Source organism: Dysgonomonas sp. PF1-14, from assembly GCF_029892965.1.
Taxonomy (GTDB): domain Bacteria; phylum Bacteroidota; class Bacteroidia; order Bacteroidales; family Dysgonomonadaceae; genus Dysgonomonas.
Map to the genome: position 1 here is coordinate 196719 of NZ_JARXWN010000004.1, position 20264 is coordinate 216982.

Consider the following 20264-nt stretch of genomic DNA (forward strand, 5'->3'; position numbering starts at 1 on the left):
TGGAGAAGGAGGGGGATGAGGTGGTTATACTATTTCTTGTTTTACTTCTTTACGGTTTTTCAGCATCCTGTATATAATAGGTACAATGTACATATTCAACAGGGTGGATGTAAGCAATCCGCCAAGAATAACTTTAGCCATAGGGCTTTGTATCTCATTACCCGGAAGGTCGCCCTGTACTGCCAACGGAATCAGTGCGAGTCCGGAACAAAGAGCCGTCATAAGGATGGGATTGAGACGGTCGAGCGAACCCTGCAATATGCTCTTGTTTACCGAGAATCCTTTACTTCCCAATTCGTTATAGTGCGCCATCAGCAGGATACCGTTTCGGGTAGCGATACCAAATAGAGATATGAACCCAATAATGGCAGGAATGCTTATTTCACCCGTTGTCAGCAATATAGCGTACACGCCGCCAATAAGCGCCAGAGGCAGATTGAGCAGGATAACCGCCGATTGCATAACATTGCGGAACTGATTGAACAACAACAGAAATATCACCATAATCGCAAATATAGATGCCAGTAACAGCGTACGCGATGCAGCCTGTTCGCTCTCGAACTGTCCACCGTATTCGATATGGTAATCTTCGGGCAATGTAATGTTTTCATCTACAGTACTTCTGATGTCGTTCACTACACTGCGCAAGTCCCTGCCACTGACATTGGCCGAAACCACAATCTTTCGCTGTGCGTTCTCCCTGTTCACCGTATTAGGACCGGTAGCCGACGTTATATCCGCCACATAAGCAAAAGGCACTTTCGTTCCGTTGGCGTCTATCATCAGATTTCTGATCTTATCCGCCTGATCTTTATAATCGTCTGCCGCCTTCAATGTCAGGTCGAAACTCTTTCCGCTTTCATATACCTGCGATACGATCTCACCCGAAAGCATGACATTTACAAACTCCGAAAATTCGGGTAATGTAATGCCATACTTCGCCAGCAGTTCACGCTTCGGCGTAATTTTCAACTGCGGACGCTCTACCTGTTGCTCCACATTCAGGTCGGCAATACCTTCTATACCTCCGATAGACGATTTGATGTTATTACCAAGTGTGTATAACTTATTGAGGTCTGTACCAAACAGCTTAATTGCTATATTGGCCTTAGTACCCGAAAGCATGTGATCGATACGGTGTGTTATCGGCTGACCTATCTCTACACTGATACCGGGTATGGCATTCAGTTTTTCGCGAAGTTCTGATAACATTTCCTCCTGCGATCTGTCTTTCAGCATGAAAGGCGCTTCTATTTCGGACGTGTTTACACCAAAAGAATGCTCATCGAGTTCGGCACGTCCGGTTTTACGTCCTGTAATCTGTATTTCAGGAATGCTCAGAATAGCAGCTTCGGCCATCCTGCCAATATTATCCGATTCTTCGAGTGAAATGCCGGGCAATGTATTCACTGTAATAGTAAACGAACCTTCGTTAAATGGAGGCAGGAAATTTCGCCCGAATGTAAAGAAGATAATGATGGCGGACAATAGTAGTACGCCTGTTACACCCAGTACGGTCTTCTGTTTTTCGAGAGCCCAATGCAGGCTTTTTTCATATATGGCTTTTAGTTTTACTACAAAAACTGGCTCTTTTTCTTCCTTGTTATCCTTATTTCTCCCTAACAAATAGCTACACAGGACAGGAGTTACTGTAAGCGCTACCACAGTAGAGGCAAACAACGCCACTATGAATGCGATACCAAGCGGCACCAGCATACGCCCTTCCATTCCGCTGAGAAAGAATAACGGGATAAAGCTGGTCACAATGATCAATGTAGAATTGAGTATCGGCATACGCACCTCTTTCGATGCTTCGAAAACCACAGTGAGTATGCTCTGCTGTTCTTCTTTTGGCTTTTGCCTGTTTTCGCGCAGATGCCTGAACACATTCTCTACGTCGATAATAGCATCATCTACAAGAGAGCCGATAGCAATAGCCATCCCGCCCAGACTCATTGTATTGACGGTCAAGCCCATCATCTTCAATGCGAGAAGGGAAGTCAGGAGGGATAAGGGTAATGCCAGCAGTGAGATAAAAGTGGTACGCCAGTTCATAAGGAAAATGAACAGGATGATAACTACAAAAACAGCCCCCTCGTACAACGACTTCTCCACATTACCTATCGAGTTGTTGATAAACCGTTCCTGACGGAAAATGTCGTTAGAGATTTTCACATCGGCAGGCAGATTCTTTTGCAGTTCGGCAACAGAAGCATCCAGCTTTTCGGTGAGTTCTATCGTATTTGTATTGGGTTGCTTCGTGATGGTCAGCAATACAGCAGGCTTTGTTTTTTCAGATGCAAGCCCGAGTTTTGGCGTTTTTGCCCCGATCTTTACATCAGCAATATCTCTGATCAATATCGGATTTTCACCTTGTTTGCGAACAACCGCCGTACCTATTTCGTCTACGTTGGTGCTTTGCATCACGCCTCTGACAATATATTCGTTGCCATATTCATAGAGTATGCCTCCCGATGAGTTCTGATTCATATTGCGTGTTACCTGCAATACTTCGTCAAGGCTAACACCGTAATGCTTCATTCGTCCGGGATCGAGCAATATCTGATACTCTTTGATATCTCCACCCATCACAGTAACCTGAGCTACACCTCCGGTAGAGAGCAGGCGTGGGCGTATTGTCCAGTCGGCAATAGTACGCAGATCGAGCAACGATGTCGAATCTGCCGTCAATCCGAGTATCAATACTTCACCCAAAATAGAGGATTGCGGCCCCAGAGTAGGCTGCCCGATATTGGCAGGCAAGGCTTCACCCAGTGTCGCCAGTTTTTCGGTAACTATCTGGCGGGCTTTATAGATATCTGTTCCCCAGTCGAACTCTACCCATACCACCGAAAATCCTGTGGTAGAGGAAGATCGTACACGACGCACATCGGTAGCACCATTAACAGCCGTTTCGATAGGAAATGACACCAGCCGTTCCACTTCTTCGGGTGCCATTCCGTTGGCTTCAGTCATTATCACTACTGTGGGTGCATTCAGGTCGGGAAATACGTCTATCTCCATATTTCTGGCGGTATAGAATCCACCGACCAGCAGAAGCACAGCACCGATAAGTACAACCAGACGGTTGTTCAATGAGAATTGTATTATTTTATTCAGCATTTTAGTTTACTAGTTGGTAGTTTACTAGTTTACAAGTAAATATTATAAAACTTGTAAATCATGAAACTTTAAATTTTGAAATCCGGTTAGTGTTCGTGTCCGTGAGGAATAGCTGATGATGCCGATGCCAGTTTCACATGATAGGCTCCTTTGCTTACGACCTTATCTCCGGTCTTCACTCCGGATAATATTTCAGTATTTATGCCATCATTTGCACCTACTGTCACCTCCTGTTTCTTGTAAGCATCTTCATGCACTTGCAGGTAAACAAAGAATATGCCTTGCTCTTCGGTAAGGGAAGTAACCGGAACAGTAATAACATTGTTGCGCGGCTGCCCCAAAAGGAATATTTCCACATATGAACCCGATATGACTTGTCCGACATTGTCGAACTCAAAATTTACAGGGATATAATATTCCTGACTATTAGCTGACTTTCCAAATGAGACTAACCGTCCATTGAGTTCAGAAAGGCTATATACCGTTTTATCGTATGGAGTGCGGAAGTTGGCAAGTGTGATGTTTCCCATATCTTTATAGTAACGCTCCGATATATCGGCACGCAGTTGCAGTTTACGGTTCTGTGTTACAGTCATCAACGGCTGCCCTATCTCTACATACTGTCCTTCACTTACCAGTTTCGATTTTATAAATCCTGTTATCGGAGCAGAGATCCCGACACCTTTGGCTGTCGAACCCCGACTAGCTGCCTGATATACATTCCTGGCATTTTCGTAATTGAGCTTTATCTCATTATACTCTTTTTCTGAGATCAGCTTGTCTCCTATCAATGATTCAGCACGCTGAAACTCCTGACGGCTTATATCATAGGCTGATTTTGCCCTTATGGCAGGATCTCCATCCACCAGATTTCGGGAAGAGATACTGAGCAGAGACTCACCTCCCCGCACTGCCAAGCCTTCATTCAGCGATGATTTGTTAAATGATACAATACCACTTGCTGTAGCCGAAACAGTAACTTCATCTCCCTGCGCCGACAATATCTGCCCACTGGTCTTTATCACCTGATGAAAAGTTACGGGCTTTACTGTAGTTATTTCTAACCCTACCGATTTAGCCTGTTCGGGTGTGAATGCAATTTCATCGCCATGTGATTCTTCTGTGATATTATCATGATCATGGTCACATTCTTCCCCTTCGGCATGGTTGTGCGCATCTTCAGCATGGTCGTGTCCGGCATGTGTATCGTGGTCGTGGTTATGTCCGGTGTGATCGTCTGTTTTATGGTTGGAGCTGCATCCCCATGATATCGCCAACAGACAGGCGAAATATATAATATATTTTTTCATTATTCTTATTTTTTAGATTCAGAATGTCGTATCTGTAAGAGCAGAATGTACTCCGGCAGAAGATAGACATAAACAGATTGCAATATAATCTTGTATTATGCTAAAAAATAAGATGCAGGGGGTGCACGCAGGCTACTGACAGTGCCTACGTAAGGGGGTACGTAATTATTGAGATATGGTTTCTGTTCGAGCCATTGTCCGAAGCGGGGTGCATCGAAATAAAACTCGTTAAGAGAATATACGGTATATAATAATGATAAGCAGTTTTCGCATGGCAGCATTTCCTCATGGAACTCATTGCCGCCCCGCACAACTATTTCTTTCAGGCCACAACCGTCGTCATTAGTATGATGATGGTGGTGACATTTTCCGGTATGGTTACCACAACACTCATCATTGTTATTCGCACTATGGTCTGAACATTTTGGCAGGTTTACGAGTTCTTCCATAGAAAAACAAACAATACCATCGTGATGAGAATGAGGCAAGACATTATGTGCCAGTAACAAAATGTTTGCTGACAGTAATAGTATCAGAGTTAATAATTGCTTAATTCCCATCTTGCAAAGATATATATTTTCCAATAAAATAAGCCGATACAAACGAAATATCATCATGCCTGACAAAATAAAACAGGAACAAACTATCAAAATAACACGAAATATATTTTTATATCAAAATAATTATATACATTAGCAACATATTTTAAGATATATATTTATTACTTACTTTCAAATTGTCACATCATGAACAGAACAGAAAATGATCTTATCGGCAGTTTGCCCGTTCCCGAAAATGCATATTTCGGCATTCACACACAACGTGCAATGAATAATTTTCAGATTTCGGGAATAAAATTATCCGATTACCCCGAGTTTATAAAAGCTCTGGCCTATGTAAAATGGGCGGCAGCCGAAACCAATTGTCAATTGGGGGCTTTGGATAAAAACATAAGTGATGCTATCGTAGAAGCATGTAAAAAAGTAATTGCAGGCGACTACAACGACCAGTTCCCAAGCGATATGCTGCAAGGAGGTGCGGGTACATCTACCAACATGAACATAAATGAGGTGGTGGCCAATATCGCATTAGAATTGATGGGGCACAAAAAAGGTGAATATCCTCATTGTTCTCCATACGATCATGTAAATCTGTCGCAATCGACTAACGATGCATATCCTACAGGTGTGAAACTGGGGATTATCTTCTACAACAAGAAAGTAAAAAGCACCTTGTCGGAGCTTGTAGATGCACTGAAAAAGAAAGGCAAAGAATTTGAGCATGTAATAACAATGGGACGCACTCATTTGCAGGATGCTATACCGATGACATTGGGACAGGAATTCGATGCTTATGCAGCCACATTGGAAAAAGAAATAGATGCGCTGAAACAAAGCGCTATGCAATGCCTCGAAATAAATATGGGTGCTACGGCTGTAGGTACAGGCCTGAATGCCATTCCGGGCTATGCAGAACTATGTGCGAGCAACCTTACCCGACTGACAAAATATAACTTTACGGCGGCAAAGAACCTTGTAGAAGCTACTTCTAATACAGGCGGATTCATTGCATACTCTTCTGCCCTGAAAAAACTGGCGATAAAGTTATCGAAAATGTGTAACGACCTGCGTATATTGACTTCTGGCCCGCGCTGTGGTATGTACGAAATAAATCTGCCTCCTATGCAGGCAGGATCGTCCATTATGCCGGGTAAAGTGAATCCGGTAATAGCAGAAGTAACATCGCAGACTTGCTTTAAGGTAATAGGTAACGATTTTGCAGTAACGATGGCTGCCGAAGCAGGACAACTACAACTAAACGTAATGGAGCCTGTGATGGCATACAGCATTATGGAATCGCAAAACCTGCTGATAAATGTAATGAAGTGCTTGCGCGAAAATTGCATTGTAGGCATAACTGCCAATGAGGAACACTGCAATGACCTTGTGAAAAACAGTATCGGTATTGTTACTGCACTAAATCCGTATATCGGTTACGAAAACAGTACCACCATCGCACAGGAAGCATTGAAAACAGGACAAAGCGTATATGATCTTGTACTGAAGAAGAATGTGTTGTCGAAAGAAGAACTGGACAGAATACTGGATCCAAAAAATATGACCGGAATGAAATAAACCTTTTTTAAAGAATCCATTTATATAAAAGAAAAGGAACGGAATAATCCAAATATCCGTTCCTTTTCTTATAATAAAAAAAGTCCCGAATCATATCGGGACTTTCATATTTCAGGCGAATAAAATTAATCTTCGTCTTTCTGGCTTGCTTCATAATCTTTCAGCAACTTATCCTGTACATCGGACGGAACAAGCTCGTAGCTTGAAAACTTCATAGTGAATGAAGCGCGTCCTCCGGTCAGTGAACTAAGCGATATAGAATAGTTAGACATTTCTTTCAACGGAACCTTAGCGTTCAGTATCTCGATACCACGATCGCTTTCCATACCCATAATCATGGCACGGCGGCCTTGCAGGTCACCCATCACATCACCCATTCTGTCGGATGGGACTGATACCACCACGTCATATATAGGTTCAAGAATTTTCGGCCCTGCATTCTTAAAGGCTTCACTAAACGCGTTACGTCCGGCAAGCATAAATGAGATTTCATTCGAGTCTACCGGGTGCATTTTTCCGTCGTACACTATCACACGTACGTCGCGGGCATAAGACCCGGTCAATGGACCTTGTTCTAACCGAGACATAATACCTTTAAGTATAGCAGGCAGAAAACGTGTGTCGATCGCTCCACCGACTATACTGTTTACAAACACCAGTTTGCCGCCCCAGTCGAGATCGTAAGTCTGCACATCACGTGATTGGACTTTAAATTCCTGTCCGTTAAACTTATATGTTTCAGGCATTGGCATGCCATCGGTGTATGGTTCTACAATCAGATGTACTTCGCCGAATTGTCCGGCTCCACCCGATTGTTTCTTATGGCGGTAATCTGCACGGGCAGCCTTAGTAATTGTTTCACGATATGGTATTTTCGGTTCAGAATAAACAATAGCAATTTTATCGTTGTTCTCCATCCGCCATTTCAGTGTCTTCAGGTGAAATTCTCCTTGTCCCGACACGATAAGTTGTTTCAGTTCCTTAGAGTTTTCTATCAGCCATGTAGGGTCTTCCTCGTGCATACGCTGCAACGCCTCGTTCATTTTCTCGGTGTCTTTTTCGTTTTCTGCTTTTATGGCACGACGATATTTCGGATCAGGATATTTGATAAAGTCGAACTTATTGTCTGCTCCTTTAGCATTCAGTGTATTTCCTGTACGCACATCTTTCAGTTTTACGGCAGCACCGATGTCTCCGGCAACCAGTTCTTCTATTTTAGAACGTTCTTTTCCGGCAGGGCAGAACATCTGTCCCATACGTTCTTTCGAGCCTCTGTTTGCATTCAACAGGTCATCGCCTTCATGCACTTTCCCACTCATTACCTTGAAGTAAGAAACTTCGCCCACATGCGGCTCTACCATTGTCTTGAAGAAAAACAAGCTGGTAGGTGCATCGCTGTCGGGCTTCACTTCTTTGCCATCTGTATTTACAGGAGCAGGCAGGTCGCGAACATAAGGTACAACATTCCCAAGAAATTCCATTGTACGGCGCACACACATATCTTTTTCGGCCGACACGCAGAATATAGGGTACAAGTCTCTGTTGACCAATCCCCAACGGATACCCATACGCATTTCTTCTTCGGTAAGTGTTCCCTGATCGAAGAATTTTTCCATGAGGGATTCTTCATTTTCGGCTGCCGCTTCTACCAGCTTTTGCTGTAGTTCTGTTGCTTTATCCAACTCATCGGCAGGTATATCGAGCACCTCCGGAACGCCTCCCTCCGGCTTCCATCGGAACATCTTAAATTTCAAAACATCGATTACTGCATTAAATCCTTCTCCTACACTTACAGGATATTGAATTAAAACAGCTTTGTCGCCATAGTCGGCTTTGAGTTGAGAAACCACATTGTCGAAATCAGCTTTCGGATGATCGAGCTGATTTACAATAAAAATAACTGGTTTCTTAAGTCTTTGGGTATATCTTAATTGATTGATGGTACCTACTTCTACTCCATACTGGGCATTCAGTACCATGAGTGCTGTGTCTGTCACATTCAGCGAGGTCACAACGTTTCCGCTAAAGTCGTCTGATCCCGGACAGTCAATAAAATTGAGTTTGCGATTCATCCATTCCACAGAGAAAATGCTGGAAAAGACCGAATATCCGTATTCTTTTTCCACAGGGAAATAGTCCGAGACTGTATTTCCGTCTTTCACACTTCCTCTGCGTTTTATGACGCCAGCTTCATAGAGCATGGCCTCGGCGAGAGTGGTTTTGCCCGCCCCCGAACTACCAAGAATAGCTATATTCTTGATTTCTTGTGTTTGGTAAGTTTTCATGGCCTAAATGTTTTACATGGTTAATACTTTTTTACCAAAATAGCCTCCCTCCGGAGGCGACATTTCCAAAATTAATGAATTGCTTTGAGATTCTTACTATAGAACGATATGTTATTTACATTAAAAATATAAGATATAAGTATTTTTAATTCTATACCGAAAATCTTTGGAACTAACAAATTATTCTATCAGGACATATTTTACTGACATTATATCTGTATATTCCGGATCATCATCATGTAGTTTTTCTGCCCATTTCACAGGAAAGCCTGTTTTGTCATCAAATGAATATCGGGTGAGCAAAGGGACTTCGGTGTAACCAAAGTGTGTTTCTACTATATTATTTTGAAGATAAAATAAAAATCCAAAGACATCTTTTTCCAATCTTCTATGGAAATGCAAAACCAGCCATTGAGGTATATCTATATTTTCAGCAATCGCTCTTTTATCATTATCATACACATAGGAATTTTCTGATTGCTCGTCAGATCGCATATTCCTGATTGATTTTATATTATTGTTATCATAATAATTGAAAATCACGTATCCTTCTTCAGATGTATAGGTAGCCTTTACAGCTTTCCCTGACGAGTCGAGAAAATATGTTGCATCGAGCACCGAGCAATCTTCACCTTCAAATTCTGTCATTGTGACGATAATGGAATCTTGTGAATATGATATATCATATGTTTTAGAGTCAGTATAATTATCTGTGAAAGTGATAGGTCTGCCCAACTCATCGTAGGATATACTAACTATTGTTCTTCTTTCGTTAGTATATATATCAGTAATCGTCATATCTTTTATTTTCCTGCCTGTAATATAAGAAATAGTTAAAGCAACATCGCTGAATTCATCTATGGGACTCAATTCAACAGGGACCAGTTTAGCATTTGTTTTATCCATTGTATTACTATTTTGAGTTCGACAAAGCATAGGGAAAGACATAACAAAAATCAAAAAATAAATTCTGAAACGGTTTATATTATTCATACATCATTATATATTAATCGTTTACTACATGTCGCTTGTAATATGCAAAAACGAATATAGCGCTTTTTATTTGAAACGGTCTACAAATCACAGATAGGTATATTCTATGAAACTCAGTAAATATTGTTTTCCCATCCACTGTGGAAATATTTATCTATAGAATTTAGAGATGAAGTAATTTTTGAAAAGGTATAATATAGCTAGGTAATTATTGATATCATTAAACCCAACTGGACTCTTTACTGGATAATATTTTTATTGGCTTTGTATTTTATTACTCTTCTATGGTGTTGTACTGAATGGATTACACTTGTTATTCTCTAGTAAAAAAATAGAGGCGAACACAGTATTCGCCCCTTATAGGAAGGATGAAGTTACATACTTCAAAACGGTGCAAGAATCTTTCCTCTTACTAGTATCAGTTTTTAGCTAGTCCCTTTGCGGTTTCCATCAGTCGGACAAATTCGCGGCGATAGCCCTGCTTGTCGCTTCCGTATCCGCTTTGTGCTAAGGCGATAGCTTTGTCGTAAGTTCCGTCTCCCTTGAAACTGGAATTTTTCATCACCTGCCCGAACATGGCTACAGCAGCAGCAAAACGGAAGTCGTCCGAAACATTATTCTGATTATCGTCTATCAACGGCAATTCTATCTTCTTGCTGGTGTCGCTGTTTGGTTCTTTGTACCTCATTTTTACAGTTAGCAGGTCGGGATGAGCTATTGCAGTAAATATACCCTTACCTGATGGCTTGTTCTCATTCTGATATTTCAGAGGATCAACATTTCCAACGAGGTTGCTCTTTACGCCTACAGGTATGACCTCATAGAATGCAGTAACGGTATGGCCTGCACCCATTTCTCCGGCATCTTTGGTATCATCGTTGAAGTCTTCTTTATTGAGCAGGCGACTTTCGTAACCAACCAGTCTGTAGGCTTGTACTCTGGCAGGATTGAATTCAATCTGTAGTTTAACGTCTTTTGCTACAGTGTACATCGTAGAGCCAAATTCGTTAACCAGTACTTTGTTAGCTTCCTGAAGATTGTCTATATAGGCATGGTTGCCGTTTCCAGCCTGGGCAAGAGTCTGCATTTTGCTGTCTTTATAGTTTCCCATGCCATAGCCGAGTATAGAGAGGAATACGCCGCTTTTGCGCTCATTTTCGATTAACGTTTGCAGTCCGTCATTACTCGATACGCCTACGTTGAAGTCTCCGTCGGTACAAAGTATAATGCGGTTGTTTCCGTTTTTGATAAAGTTCTGACGCGCTATCTTATAGGCAAGCTGTATGCCTGCTCCACCTGCTGTGGAACCGCCTGCCGACAGGCTTTCGAGGGCCTCTTTTATCTTTTGGCTGTTAGCTCCCGATGTAGATGGCAGCACTTCTCCGGCAGCACCGGCATATACGACGATTGCTACACGGTCTTTCTCGCGGAGATTGTTGACTAACAGTTTTAGTGATGATTTTACCAGATCGAGTCGGGTAGGGCCTTCCATCGAACCGGATACATCTATCAGGAATACAAAGTTTGATGCAGGGAGATTGTCAGATGGTATATCGCGGGCTTTCAGTCCGACTTTTACGAGGCGGTTTTGGTCATTCCAAGGGCAAGCACCGACTTCTGCCATTAGTCTGACAGGGCTGTTGCCTGCCGGTTCCGGATAGTCGTAGTTGAAGTAGTTGATAAGTTCCTCTATGCGGATGGCGTCTTTGTTGGGTATCGCACCCCGATTGATAAAACGACGCATGTTACTGTACGAGGCGGCGTCTACATCCACCGAGAAGGTCGAGAGCGGCTCTTCTTTAGCCATGCGGAATTTGTTTTCGGCAAACTGGCTGTATTCTTCATTGTCGGGTCTTTCGTAGCGTGGCGATTGTACGATGCTGTAAGCCATATCCCTTTGAGGCTCGGCAAGAATGACTTTGTGTTCACGCAACTCGGCAATATCAATCGCTTCTTTGTCTTCCGTCCCTTCTACTGTGGCTATACTGATATGGATATTCTCATTGTCATTAGGAGATGGTGGAGGAGGGGCAATTTCGGATTCTGAGATTTGGTTGTCTTGAGTTACTGGCCTGTTTTCAGAGATTGTGTTCTGTCCCGGATCTGTTTTCTTGGTACTACCTGTATTGCATGATGCGAGTACGATTGCTGATAGGATCAGTATCACAGTTTTGTAGGTTTTCATGAGCTATCTGTATTAAGTGAATAATTTATAGTGTTTATCAGATAGATACCTCAAGGCTCGGGATTCCATAACTAGGATATGTGAAAGTTTCTAAAAAAAGGAAGAGTGTCTTAACTCATTGGTCAAGGCACTCTTCCGAATATGTTGACGCCAAGTTTACTCGGCGCTGCCTGTAGCTTCCAGTTTCTTGATCTGTTCTTCGGCTTTGTCTCTCAGGTTTTGACCCTGCTTTTTAGCTTCGTCAACCAGTTTTTTACCGGCAGCTTGAGCAGCAGCTTTAGCAATAGGGTTGCTGCCAGCTTTCTCTACCAGAGCCTGAGACTGTTTTTCAGCTTCTGCAACGAGTTTGTTCGCAGCATTATCGGCTTCGGTGCGTAGCTTCTCTATTTGCTTGGTCTTTTCGGCAGATATGGTTTCTTTTACATCACTGCCTTTTTCTCCACCCAGCAATTCGTTTATGGCAGAAGATGCTGCTCCTGATACAAGGGCTTTAGTGTCTACGCCAATCTTAGGGCTGCTGAATGTTCCGCCTATAGTGATAGGTACATTGTTGATAATGTTGTTTGATAGCGATTTAGGCAGGGTTACCGTACCTTTGTAGTTAATGCTTTGATCGAGTCCGGTAGAGCCTTCTAGTTTCATTACACCTCCATCACCTAAATTCAGACTGAAAGGCTTGGTATTTATCTTTCCGTCGTTAATCGAGAATGGCAGGTTGATATCTTTAGGAGAGATTGATTTCAGAGCATCTACTTTCAATGCTGAAGACAACGCTGTAAGTGCCGCAACATTCTCAGCTTTCACATTGCTTGTTTGCAGGCTTCCGTTAGCAACAAGTCCGGCAAGTGTTTGCATGATTGTTTGTCCGAGCGATGTATTGAAATTCAGGTTCATAGAATATGTACCAATCAGATTCTCGAAGATAGGAGCAAACTTCTGGATAGACTCTACCGACTTGAATGTTTCGGCGAACGATACATTCGATAGTGCCAGGTTGAAGTCTACTTTTGGTTTTGCAGGATCGGAAGTATTATATGATCCGGTTACTTTAGCCAAGCCGCCCAATGCATTTGCACTCACATTGTTAAGGGTTAGTATGCCGTTCCTTACGGTCATTGCTCCTGCCATGTTTGTAATATTGATCTTGCTATAAACTACCTGGTTAAGGGCGGCATTAAGCGCAAAGTCTATATTTTTAGGGATGATAATATCTTCGGTAGATGATGATGTCTCTTCGGCTGTTGATCCGGTCGCTGTTTCTTCACTGATGAAGTCGTTTGCATTCAGGTAATTGGATTTGATATTCAGCTGTCCTTTCAGTGTCTGGTCTTTCAGTGCATAAGCTATGAAGTTTTCGAGACGTCCATTAGCCGATATGTCGTTCTTGCCGATCTTCACATCCAGAGCAGGAAGATTTACATAGCGTGGGGTAAATTCCAGCGAAGCATTGTTGATCAGCACCTCAGGCATCTCTTCGGCTTTGTACACCATATTGCTCAGATTGAGTGTTCCCGAAGCCGAAACTTTATCATACTGTTCTTTTTCGATGGCAGACATACGGGTGGCAATATTCATGTTAGCGGCAAGTCTACCGTTGAGTTCTGTACCTTTCTCTAATGGGTAGACCTCTTTTATCATGCCAAGATCGATAGTCCCGTTAGCTGAGGCTTTTACATTCATATCACTCATTGGAGTGCTTATATTCACATTTCCGTTGAATGGGTTGCCGCCCAAATTGAATGCAAACTTGCTGATATCTATCATCATATTGTCCAGATCACCGCCCTTGCTGTTGATGGCTAAATCGACATTTATGTCGTTGACTGATTTAGGTAATGAAGGGTATTGAAACATGGCGTCTTTTACTGCTATCTTAACATCGAAAGCCGGATAAGTCTCGTCCTGCATCAGTCCCTTGATATACGCATCCAGTGATGCTGTACCCGAAGTCTTCACATCTTTGAAGTCGGCTGTGTACATAGCAGGTACAAGTGATAGTACATCCTTGAATTGTGTATTCGGTGCATTCAGTTTCAGGTCGAAGTCCATGCCTTCGTAGTCTTTACCTACCATAGCGAATGAACCGTCGACAGAGGCTTTCAGGTCGTTTATCTGTAGATTGCTTTCTTTGAAGGTGAACTTCATATTGTCGAAGTTGGCATTCAGTTCTGCATCCGCTTTAGCTTTCACCTTATTCAGGTAAGGGACACCTCCCATGATGAATGAGAATTCATCTATTGTAGAATTGGTCTTTAATGTAGTTTCACTGGCAGAAAAGTCTCCGGATATTTCACCATTCCACTTGTTGAGGATAACTTTCATCTTAGTGGAATCGTCCTGATAGACTACATTACAGTTGTTTATAGATATCTTTTTCAGATTGAGATTGAAGGCGCTAGCACTTTCTTCTTCGGTAGTCGTTGCCGTAGAATCGACCTTCATTATATCCCAGTTTACACGTCCGTCAGCCAGAATATGGGCAAAAACCGAAGCTCTGTCTAACTCTATTTTAGATATCTTGTAATTATCGCTGAGCAGGCTGGATAGGTCTATAGTTACACTTCCCGATTTGGCTTGCAGTAATGTGTCTTTCTCAAAATCACCCACCCCTACAATGGTAGCATCATTCAGTGATAATGTTGCACTGGGGAAATTTGAGAACAGATTCAGCCCAAAGTCTTTAATTTCTACTGTTGCATTTAACTGCTCATTGGCTGCGTTTACTACAGCGGCCTTGATCTTGTCTTTAAATAAAAATGGGATGGCAATCATGGCTACTACGATAATAACCAGTATGACTCCGAGAATGGTTAGTACTTTTTTCATAACGTGTGTATTTAGTTTCTGTTTGTATCCGTCTATCTATCTATATATTAACGGAAAGTTTGTGTATTTGTTATATGTTTTGCTCCGGAAATCTATGGATTTAGCAAATTTATGCAAAAATTACCTTATTCGGGCTTTTTATCCTCTTATTTTGAAAATCTGGCATATACGCTCAACGGCAAGCTCTTCCCCGATTCTTCGGGAATTACCAGTTCTCCGAACTGAATGTTCTTTACATCTGGGAAATAGTCTTTGATCAGATTTTCAGCAATGATAGCCGAGAATCCCATCGAATACAGGTTCAGTATAAGGAATGCATCTTTTTCTTCGAGCAAATTGCTGCATAGTGACATCAGTTCGGCTATATTATCTTCCAGTATCCACCTTTCTCCATCAGGGCCGCGACCGTAAGCCGGCGGATCGAGTATGATGCCGTTGTATTTCTTCTCTCGCTTGACTTCCCTGCGGCAAAACTTCAACGCGTCTTCTACTATCCATCGGATATTGTCAAGCCCCGAAGCTTCCATATTTTCGCGCGACCATGTTATTACCTGCCGTACCGAATCTACATGTGTTACGTCTGCCCCTGCACTTTTAGCTGCTATGGATGCCCCTCCGGTATAGGCAAACAAGTTCAGTACTTTGGGTTCAGCTACTTTCAGTGCTTTTATAGAATCGTAGATATAATTCCAGTTTTCAGACTGCTCGGGGAAGATACCTACATGCTTAAACGAGGTAAGTCCCAGCCTGAATGTCAGGTTCATATCTTTATAGTTATAGCCTATAAACCATTGGTCGGACATTCCTTTCTTTTGTGTCCAAACACCTTTGTCGTTACCATCCTGCGAGGCTTTCCCTTTTTCACGCATGAAAGAAGCATCCGCCATGTTCTCCCATTCCTTCTCTGTCAGGGATTTACGCCAAACAGCCTGTGGCTCGGGACGCCTGATCGTATATTTTCCGAAGCGTTCGAGCTTCTCGTATTCGCCGGAATCTATCAGTTCGTAATCAGTCCAATGCTGGGGGTTCAGTAATTGCATATGTTGTTTTTAATATACAAAAGCATCCGAATTATTATACGGATGCTTTCTTCTTATTATTTCTTCTTCAAAAAAGCGTTTACCAACTGTTTGGCAATAGGGGCAATAACGGTAGACGTCATTTTGCTCCAAAAGCGTTTGTTCTCAGCCGATTTTTTCTGATCTAGTTTCTCTTGTTCACGTTGTGCACGCTCTTGTTCTTTTCGGGCTTTTTCGGCTTCCTTTTGTGCCAGAGCTTCGGCTTTGGCCTGTGCTGCCTGTTCTTTTTCGCTGAGAGTTCCCTGCATGCGTTCGGTTAGTTTTTCGTATGCTGATTCTCTGTCTTGTACTTGCGAATAATGACGATACAAGATTGAACTTTCTGTCATCTTTTTACGTGCATCCTGATCGAGAGGCCCTATTTGGCCTTCGGGAGGCAGTATATAGGCACGCTCTACCTGATTAGGCCTTCCTTTTTCGTCGAGGAATGATACCAGAGCTTCTCCCGTTCCCAGTTCCGATATTACGGTTTCGGTATCGAATGCCGGATTAGCTCGGAATGTTTGTGCTGCCACTTTTACTGCTTTCTGGTCTTTAGGAGTGTAAGCGCGCAAGGCATGTTGCACGCGGTTCCCCAACTGTCCTAGTACAGAATCAGGAATGTCGGCAGGTGTCTGAGATATGAAGTAGATACCAATTCCTTTGGAGCGGATGAGGCGAACAACCTGCTCTATTTTTTCTAATAAAGCTTTCTGTGCATCGTTGAACAATAGGTGTGCTTCATCTAAGAAGAATACCATCTTCGGCTTGTCGGGGTCTCCGACTTCCGGCATCACATCGAATAGTTTAGTCATCAGCCACATAAGGAATGTAGTGTAAACTCTTGGTGAGTTCATCAGCTTATCCGATGCCAGAATATTTATAACACCTTTGTCTCCGACAGTTTGTATCAGATCGTCTATATTCAGATTCGGCTCTCCGAAAAACTGATCGGCTCCGTCGTGTTCCAATGTGATCAGTCCGCGTTGTATAGCTCCGATACTGGCTGTGGAGATGTTTCCGTAACCGGTAGTGAATTTAGCGGCATTATTACCCACATATTCGAGCAACTTCTGCAAGTCTTTCAGGTCTATGATCTCCAGCGATTCGTCTTTTGCAATCTTAAAGATAATGGTAAGTACAGCCGATTGAGTATCGTTCAGCGATAATAACCTGCTTAACAGTAACGGTCCCATGTCGGCTACTGTAGCCCTGATAGGTGTACCTTGTTCACCGAATACATCCCAGAATTGAACAGGGAATGCCTGAAATTTGAAGCCCTTGTCAGCCAGATGATATGATTCTACACGTTGTGTAACACTTTCTTTATTTCCTCCTATGGCAGCTACTCCGGATAAGTCGCCCTTTACGTCGGCGGCAAATACAGGTACACCCATCGAACTGAATGTTTCGGCCATTGTTTGCAATGTTACGGTTTTACCTGTTCCTGTGGCTCCGGTAATCAGTCCATGGCGATTAGCCATTTTGGGGAAAATGCAAACTTCCGCGTCTTGTGATATGGCAACAAATGCCCTTTTTTCGTTGTCAAACATTGGATTCTATTTTAAGTTTCTGAATATTATTGTTTTAGTATTTGTGTTCTCTGTTTTTTTTTAACTAAAAAGTAACGAAACAACGTTCGACAGAGCGAAGCGGAGTCAATGTAACGGATTTGTATTGTTTTTGCTTTTCATTACTTTTTTGTTCTCCAGTAGGGGCGAATTGCATTCGCCCGCTTATCCGATTTTCGGGCGAATGCAATTCGCCCCTACATACAACACTCCCATTTTAACTAAAAAGTAACGAATGTAACGAATTTGCACAGTTTTCGGTGTTCATTACTTTTGTTGTTTATCAGAAAAGTCCGATCGCTATCGGTTACTTGTATATAGATAAAGCTTTTTAGTAAACTTCATTACAGAGACAAAAATAAACATTTTATAGCGAATGGAATACAATTAGGAGAGGATAAAGATTTATCTTTGAAAAAATATAGAATGAAATTACTCGGAAAAATATGGCAATGGCTGAATACTTACCCTGTGGGAACGATTGTTTTCACAGCTATCTTGTTTCGTATAGCTATATTATTTCTATATGGACAGATAACCCCTTACCCCGATAGCGAAGATTATATTGCTTTGGGAAATAAGCTACTCCATCTGGATTTATCCGGATACGAAGGAGAGCGTTCGCCCGGATATCCTTTTTTACTGGCTCTTTTCAGCCTTCCTTTTTTTTCCAGTCATGGAGTTATTCTTCTGCTTATTCCCTTTGTGCAAATGCTGGCGGGAATATTCACATTAATATTATTATATAAAATCTGCTTGATCGTAAATATACGTAAAGAGGTGGCTTTGGCTGTTTCTCTCTTTTTCTCTTGCTATCTGCCGACTGTCTTTTTTGAATTTGCCATTCTTACCGAATCGCTGACATTGTTGGTTGTGATGCTTGTGTTCTATTATTTCTTCCGCTATCTGTATCAGGAGAAAACGATAGGTAAGCTTATACTGGTTACTCTATTGTGTACATATCTGGTGCTTATAAAGCCATTCTATATATTTCTTCCGTTTATATTATTTGCATTCCTTTTGTTACAAAAGAAACCATCTGTGTCTGTTGTAAGCAAATATTTGATAATGTGGTTAATACCTTTGCTTGCTTTTCTCGGATGGTCGTATGTGAATAAGGTAAATACAGGGCATTTCGTTTCCACTACTTTTTATGGATTCAATCTGGCTCAGAATTGTGTGTCCTTTGCCGAAAAAACTACACCAAAGTATCGGGAAATAGGGGAGACCTACGCCCGGTACAGGGACAACAGAGTCTCTGATAATGAGGAAGCGATGGTTATATGGGATGCTTATTTTGAACTGCTAGAAAAGACAGGGCTTTCATATCCCGATTTGTCAGCGCTATTGTATGATTACAGCATTGCTACTATAAAGAAAAATCCGGTCAGTTATCTGAAACAAGTCTTTGTTTCGTGGCGCGATTTCTGGAAAACGTCACTGTATTGGGAACGGTATGGATTCGGAGTTTCTGAGGCGGCTGGTGCAGTATTATATATCAGTTACGCGGAACGGATATTATTGCAGTTCGCTAAAATACTTTTCGTACTATTGATCCCATATAATATAGTGGTCGCGGTGAGACAAAGACAGGTCAGTCCTGTATTGGTAATATCTGTGGTTGTACTTACTGCTTCCGTTTTGCAGGCATTTGCTACTTATGGTACCAATTCGCGTTTCAGTTATCCGTTCGAAATGCTAATGGTTGTTTCGGTGGTGCTGAATATGGTAGAGTATATACAAAGCCGAAAAAAGAAAAAAACCGTATAACGAATTATTCGTATACGGCTTTCTGATATTGAGTATAATTTTACTGTTTATTGGTCTGCGATATTCGCCCTTACTTTGGTCAGGAAGTTACGCATGGCGACAGTGTCTTTTTTCTCTATAATTCCCAACAGATTTTTAAGTTCCTCGCGGATGCCTTCTACCTGAGCAGGCGTATAAGGATTGAATAATATTTCGGTAAGCAGGAAGTCGTCTTCCGACAACAGCCCGCGTGCAATATTCATATGTCTTTTAAATGTCGTGCCGGGAGCCTCCTGATGTTTCATCACCGAAGCAAATACAAGGGTAGAAGCAAACGGTATTGACAGGGAGTAGGCGATAGTCTCGTCATGCTCTTCGAAGGTGTATTCAAAAACGCCCAGCTTAAGGCTGCTGTACAAATCTTTAAAGAAAATTTTTCCCCAATGGTTCGATTCGGAAATAACGATAGCGCTCTGCGTGCTGAGGTCGCTCAGGCTGGCAAAGGTAGGGCCGAACATCGGATGTGTAGATGCAAAAGGCCTCCCTACCTTTTGGTAATACTCTTTGAGCCCTGTCTTTACAGATGCGATGTCGGATAATATACATTCCTTGCCCAAGTATGGCAATACGGCATCAAATGCTTCGATGGTATATTTGAGTGTAGCGGCATTGATCACTATTTCGGGGTCGAAATCTTTTATTTCTTCCGGATTGCTCATCCTTACTACATTGTACACAAATCTCAATCGCTTCGGGTCTATATCGAATACGGCAACTTCGTGGTCAAAGCTGAGTATATCTGCAAAAAAGGAACCCATTTTTCCGGCTCCAAGTATTAATATTTTCATCCTTAAAAAAATTATGGTGCAAAGATAGATATTAGTTATAAGTTATAAGTTATAAGTTCTGGATTTTTTAACTCATAGCGCAGCTACTGACATATAAGTATTATATTTTTATAAACAAAAAAGCCGCTCCCCTGAAGGAGCAGCTTTCAACCTTTTGATAACCAAATTGATTTTTACCTTG

Annotated in this window: 12 protein-coding genes; 2 read left to right on the forward strand and 10 right to left on the reverse strand. The window is 42.1% G+C overall.

Annotated features, from left to right (window positions below):
* Positions 1 to 24: 24 nt before the first annotated feature.
* The 3 genes from M2448_RS07305 to M2448_RS07315 form a co-directional block, all read right to left on the reverse strand.
* Positions 25 to 3123, reverse strand: coding sequence for an efflux RND transporter permease subunit (locus M2448_RS07305; protein ID WP_280645254.1), 3099 nt, complete (start codon positions 3121 to 3123; stop codon positions 25 to 27).
* Positions 3124 to 3209: 86 nt separating this feature from the next.
* Positions 3210 to 4433, reverse strand: a complete 1224-nt coding sequence (locus M2448_RS07310; RefSeq protein ID WP_280645255.1) for an efflux RND transporter periplasmic adaptor subunit — start codon at positions 4431 to 4433, stop codon at positions 3210 to 3212.
* 95 nt (positions 4434 to 4528) lie between these two features.
* The gene (locus M2448_RS07315) at positions 4529 to 4993 is read right to left on the reverse strand and encodes a hypothetical protein (RefSeq protein ID WP_280645256.1); all 465 of its coding nucleotides are present in this window, start codon (positions 4991 to 4993) and stop codon (positions 4529 to 4531) included.
* A gap of 186 nt (positions 4994 to 5179) precedes the next feature.
* Between M2448_RS07315 and M2448_RS07320 the strand changes: the two genes are divergently transcribed.
* Positions 5180 to 6568 carry an aspartate ammonia-lyase gene (locus M2448_RS07320; RefSeq protein WP_280645257.1) on the forward strand — a complete coding sequence of 463 codons (1389 nt, stop codon included), beginning with the start codon at positions 5180 to 5182 and terminating at the stop codon, positions 6566 to 6568.
* Positions 6569 to 6693: 125 nt separating this feature from the next.
* Here the strand turns inward: M2448_RS07320 and M2448_RS07325 are convergent, their stop codons facing one another.
* The 6 genes from M2448_RS07325 to M2448_RS07350 all read right to left on the reverse strand — a co-directional run bounded on the left by M2448_RS07325 (position 6694) and on the right by M2448_RS07350 (position 17468).
* Positions 6694 to 8853, reverse strand: coding sequence for an elongation factor G (locus tag M2448_RS07325; protein WP_280645258.1), 2160 nt, complete (start codon positions 8851 to 8853; stop codon positions 6694 to 6696).
* A 180-nt stretch (positions 8854 to 9033) separates the two neighbouring features.
* Positions 9034 to 9759 carry a hypothetical protein gene (locus M2448_RS07330; RefSeq protein ID WP_280645259.1) on the reverse strand — a complete coding sequence of 242 codons (726 nt, stop codon included), beginning with the start codon at positions 9757 to 9759 and terminating at the stop codon, positions 9034 to 9036.
* Positions 9760 to 10264: 505 nt separating this feature from the next.
* Entirely contained in the window at positions 10265 to 12031 is a 1767-nt protein-coding gene (locus M2448_RS07335; protein WP_280645260.1) for a VWA domain-containing protein, read from the reverse strand.
* 156 nt (positions 12032 to 12187) lie between these two features.
* Positions 12188 to 14857: an AsmA-like C-terminal region-containing protein gene (locus M2448_RS07340; RefSeq protein WP_280645261.1), complete on the reverse strand. Its 2670-nt coding sequence runs from the start codon at positions 14855 to 14857 to the stop codon at positions 12188 to 12190.
* 146 nt (positions 14858 to 15003) lie between these two features.
* Positions 15004 to 15897 carry a class I SAM-dependent methyltransferase gene (locus tag M2448_RS07345; protein ID WP_280645262.1) on the reverse strand — a complete coding sequence of 298 codons (894 nt, stop codon included), beginning with the start codon at positions 15895 to 15897 and terminating at the stop codon, positions 15004 to 15006.
* Positions 15898 to 15953: 56 nt separating this feature from the next.
* On the reverse strand, positions 15954 to 17468 hold the full coding sequence (locus M2448_RS07350; RefSeq protein WP_280645263.1) for a helicase HerA-like domain-containing protein: 1515 nt from the start codon (positions 17466 to 17468) through the stop codon (positions 15954 to 15956).
* A 444-nt stretch (positions 17469 to 17912) separates the two neighbouring features.
* On the opposite strand from M2448_RS07350, the gene M2448_RS07355 reads away from it, so the two are divergent.
* Positions 17913 to 19256, forward strand: coding sequence for a glycosyltransferase family 39 protein (locus M2448_RS07355; RefSeq protein WP_280645264.1), 1344 nt, complete (start codon positions 17913 to 17915; stop codon positions 19254 to 19256).
* Between the two features lie 47 nt (positions 19257 to 19303).
* On the opposite strand, the gene M2448_RS07360 is transcribed toward M2448_RS07355, so the two are convergent.
* Positions 19304 to 20083, reverse strand: coding sequence for a prephenate dehydrogenase/arogenate dehydrogenase family protein (locus M2448_RS07360; protein WP_280645265.1), 780 nt, complete (start codon positions 20081 to 20083; stop codon positions 19304 to 19306).
* Positions 20084 to 20264: the final 181 nt, after the last annotated feature.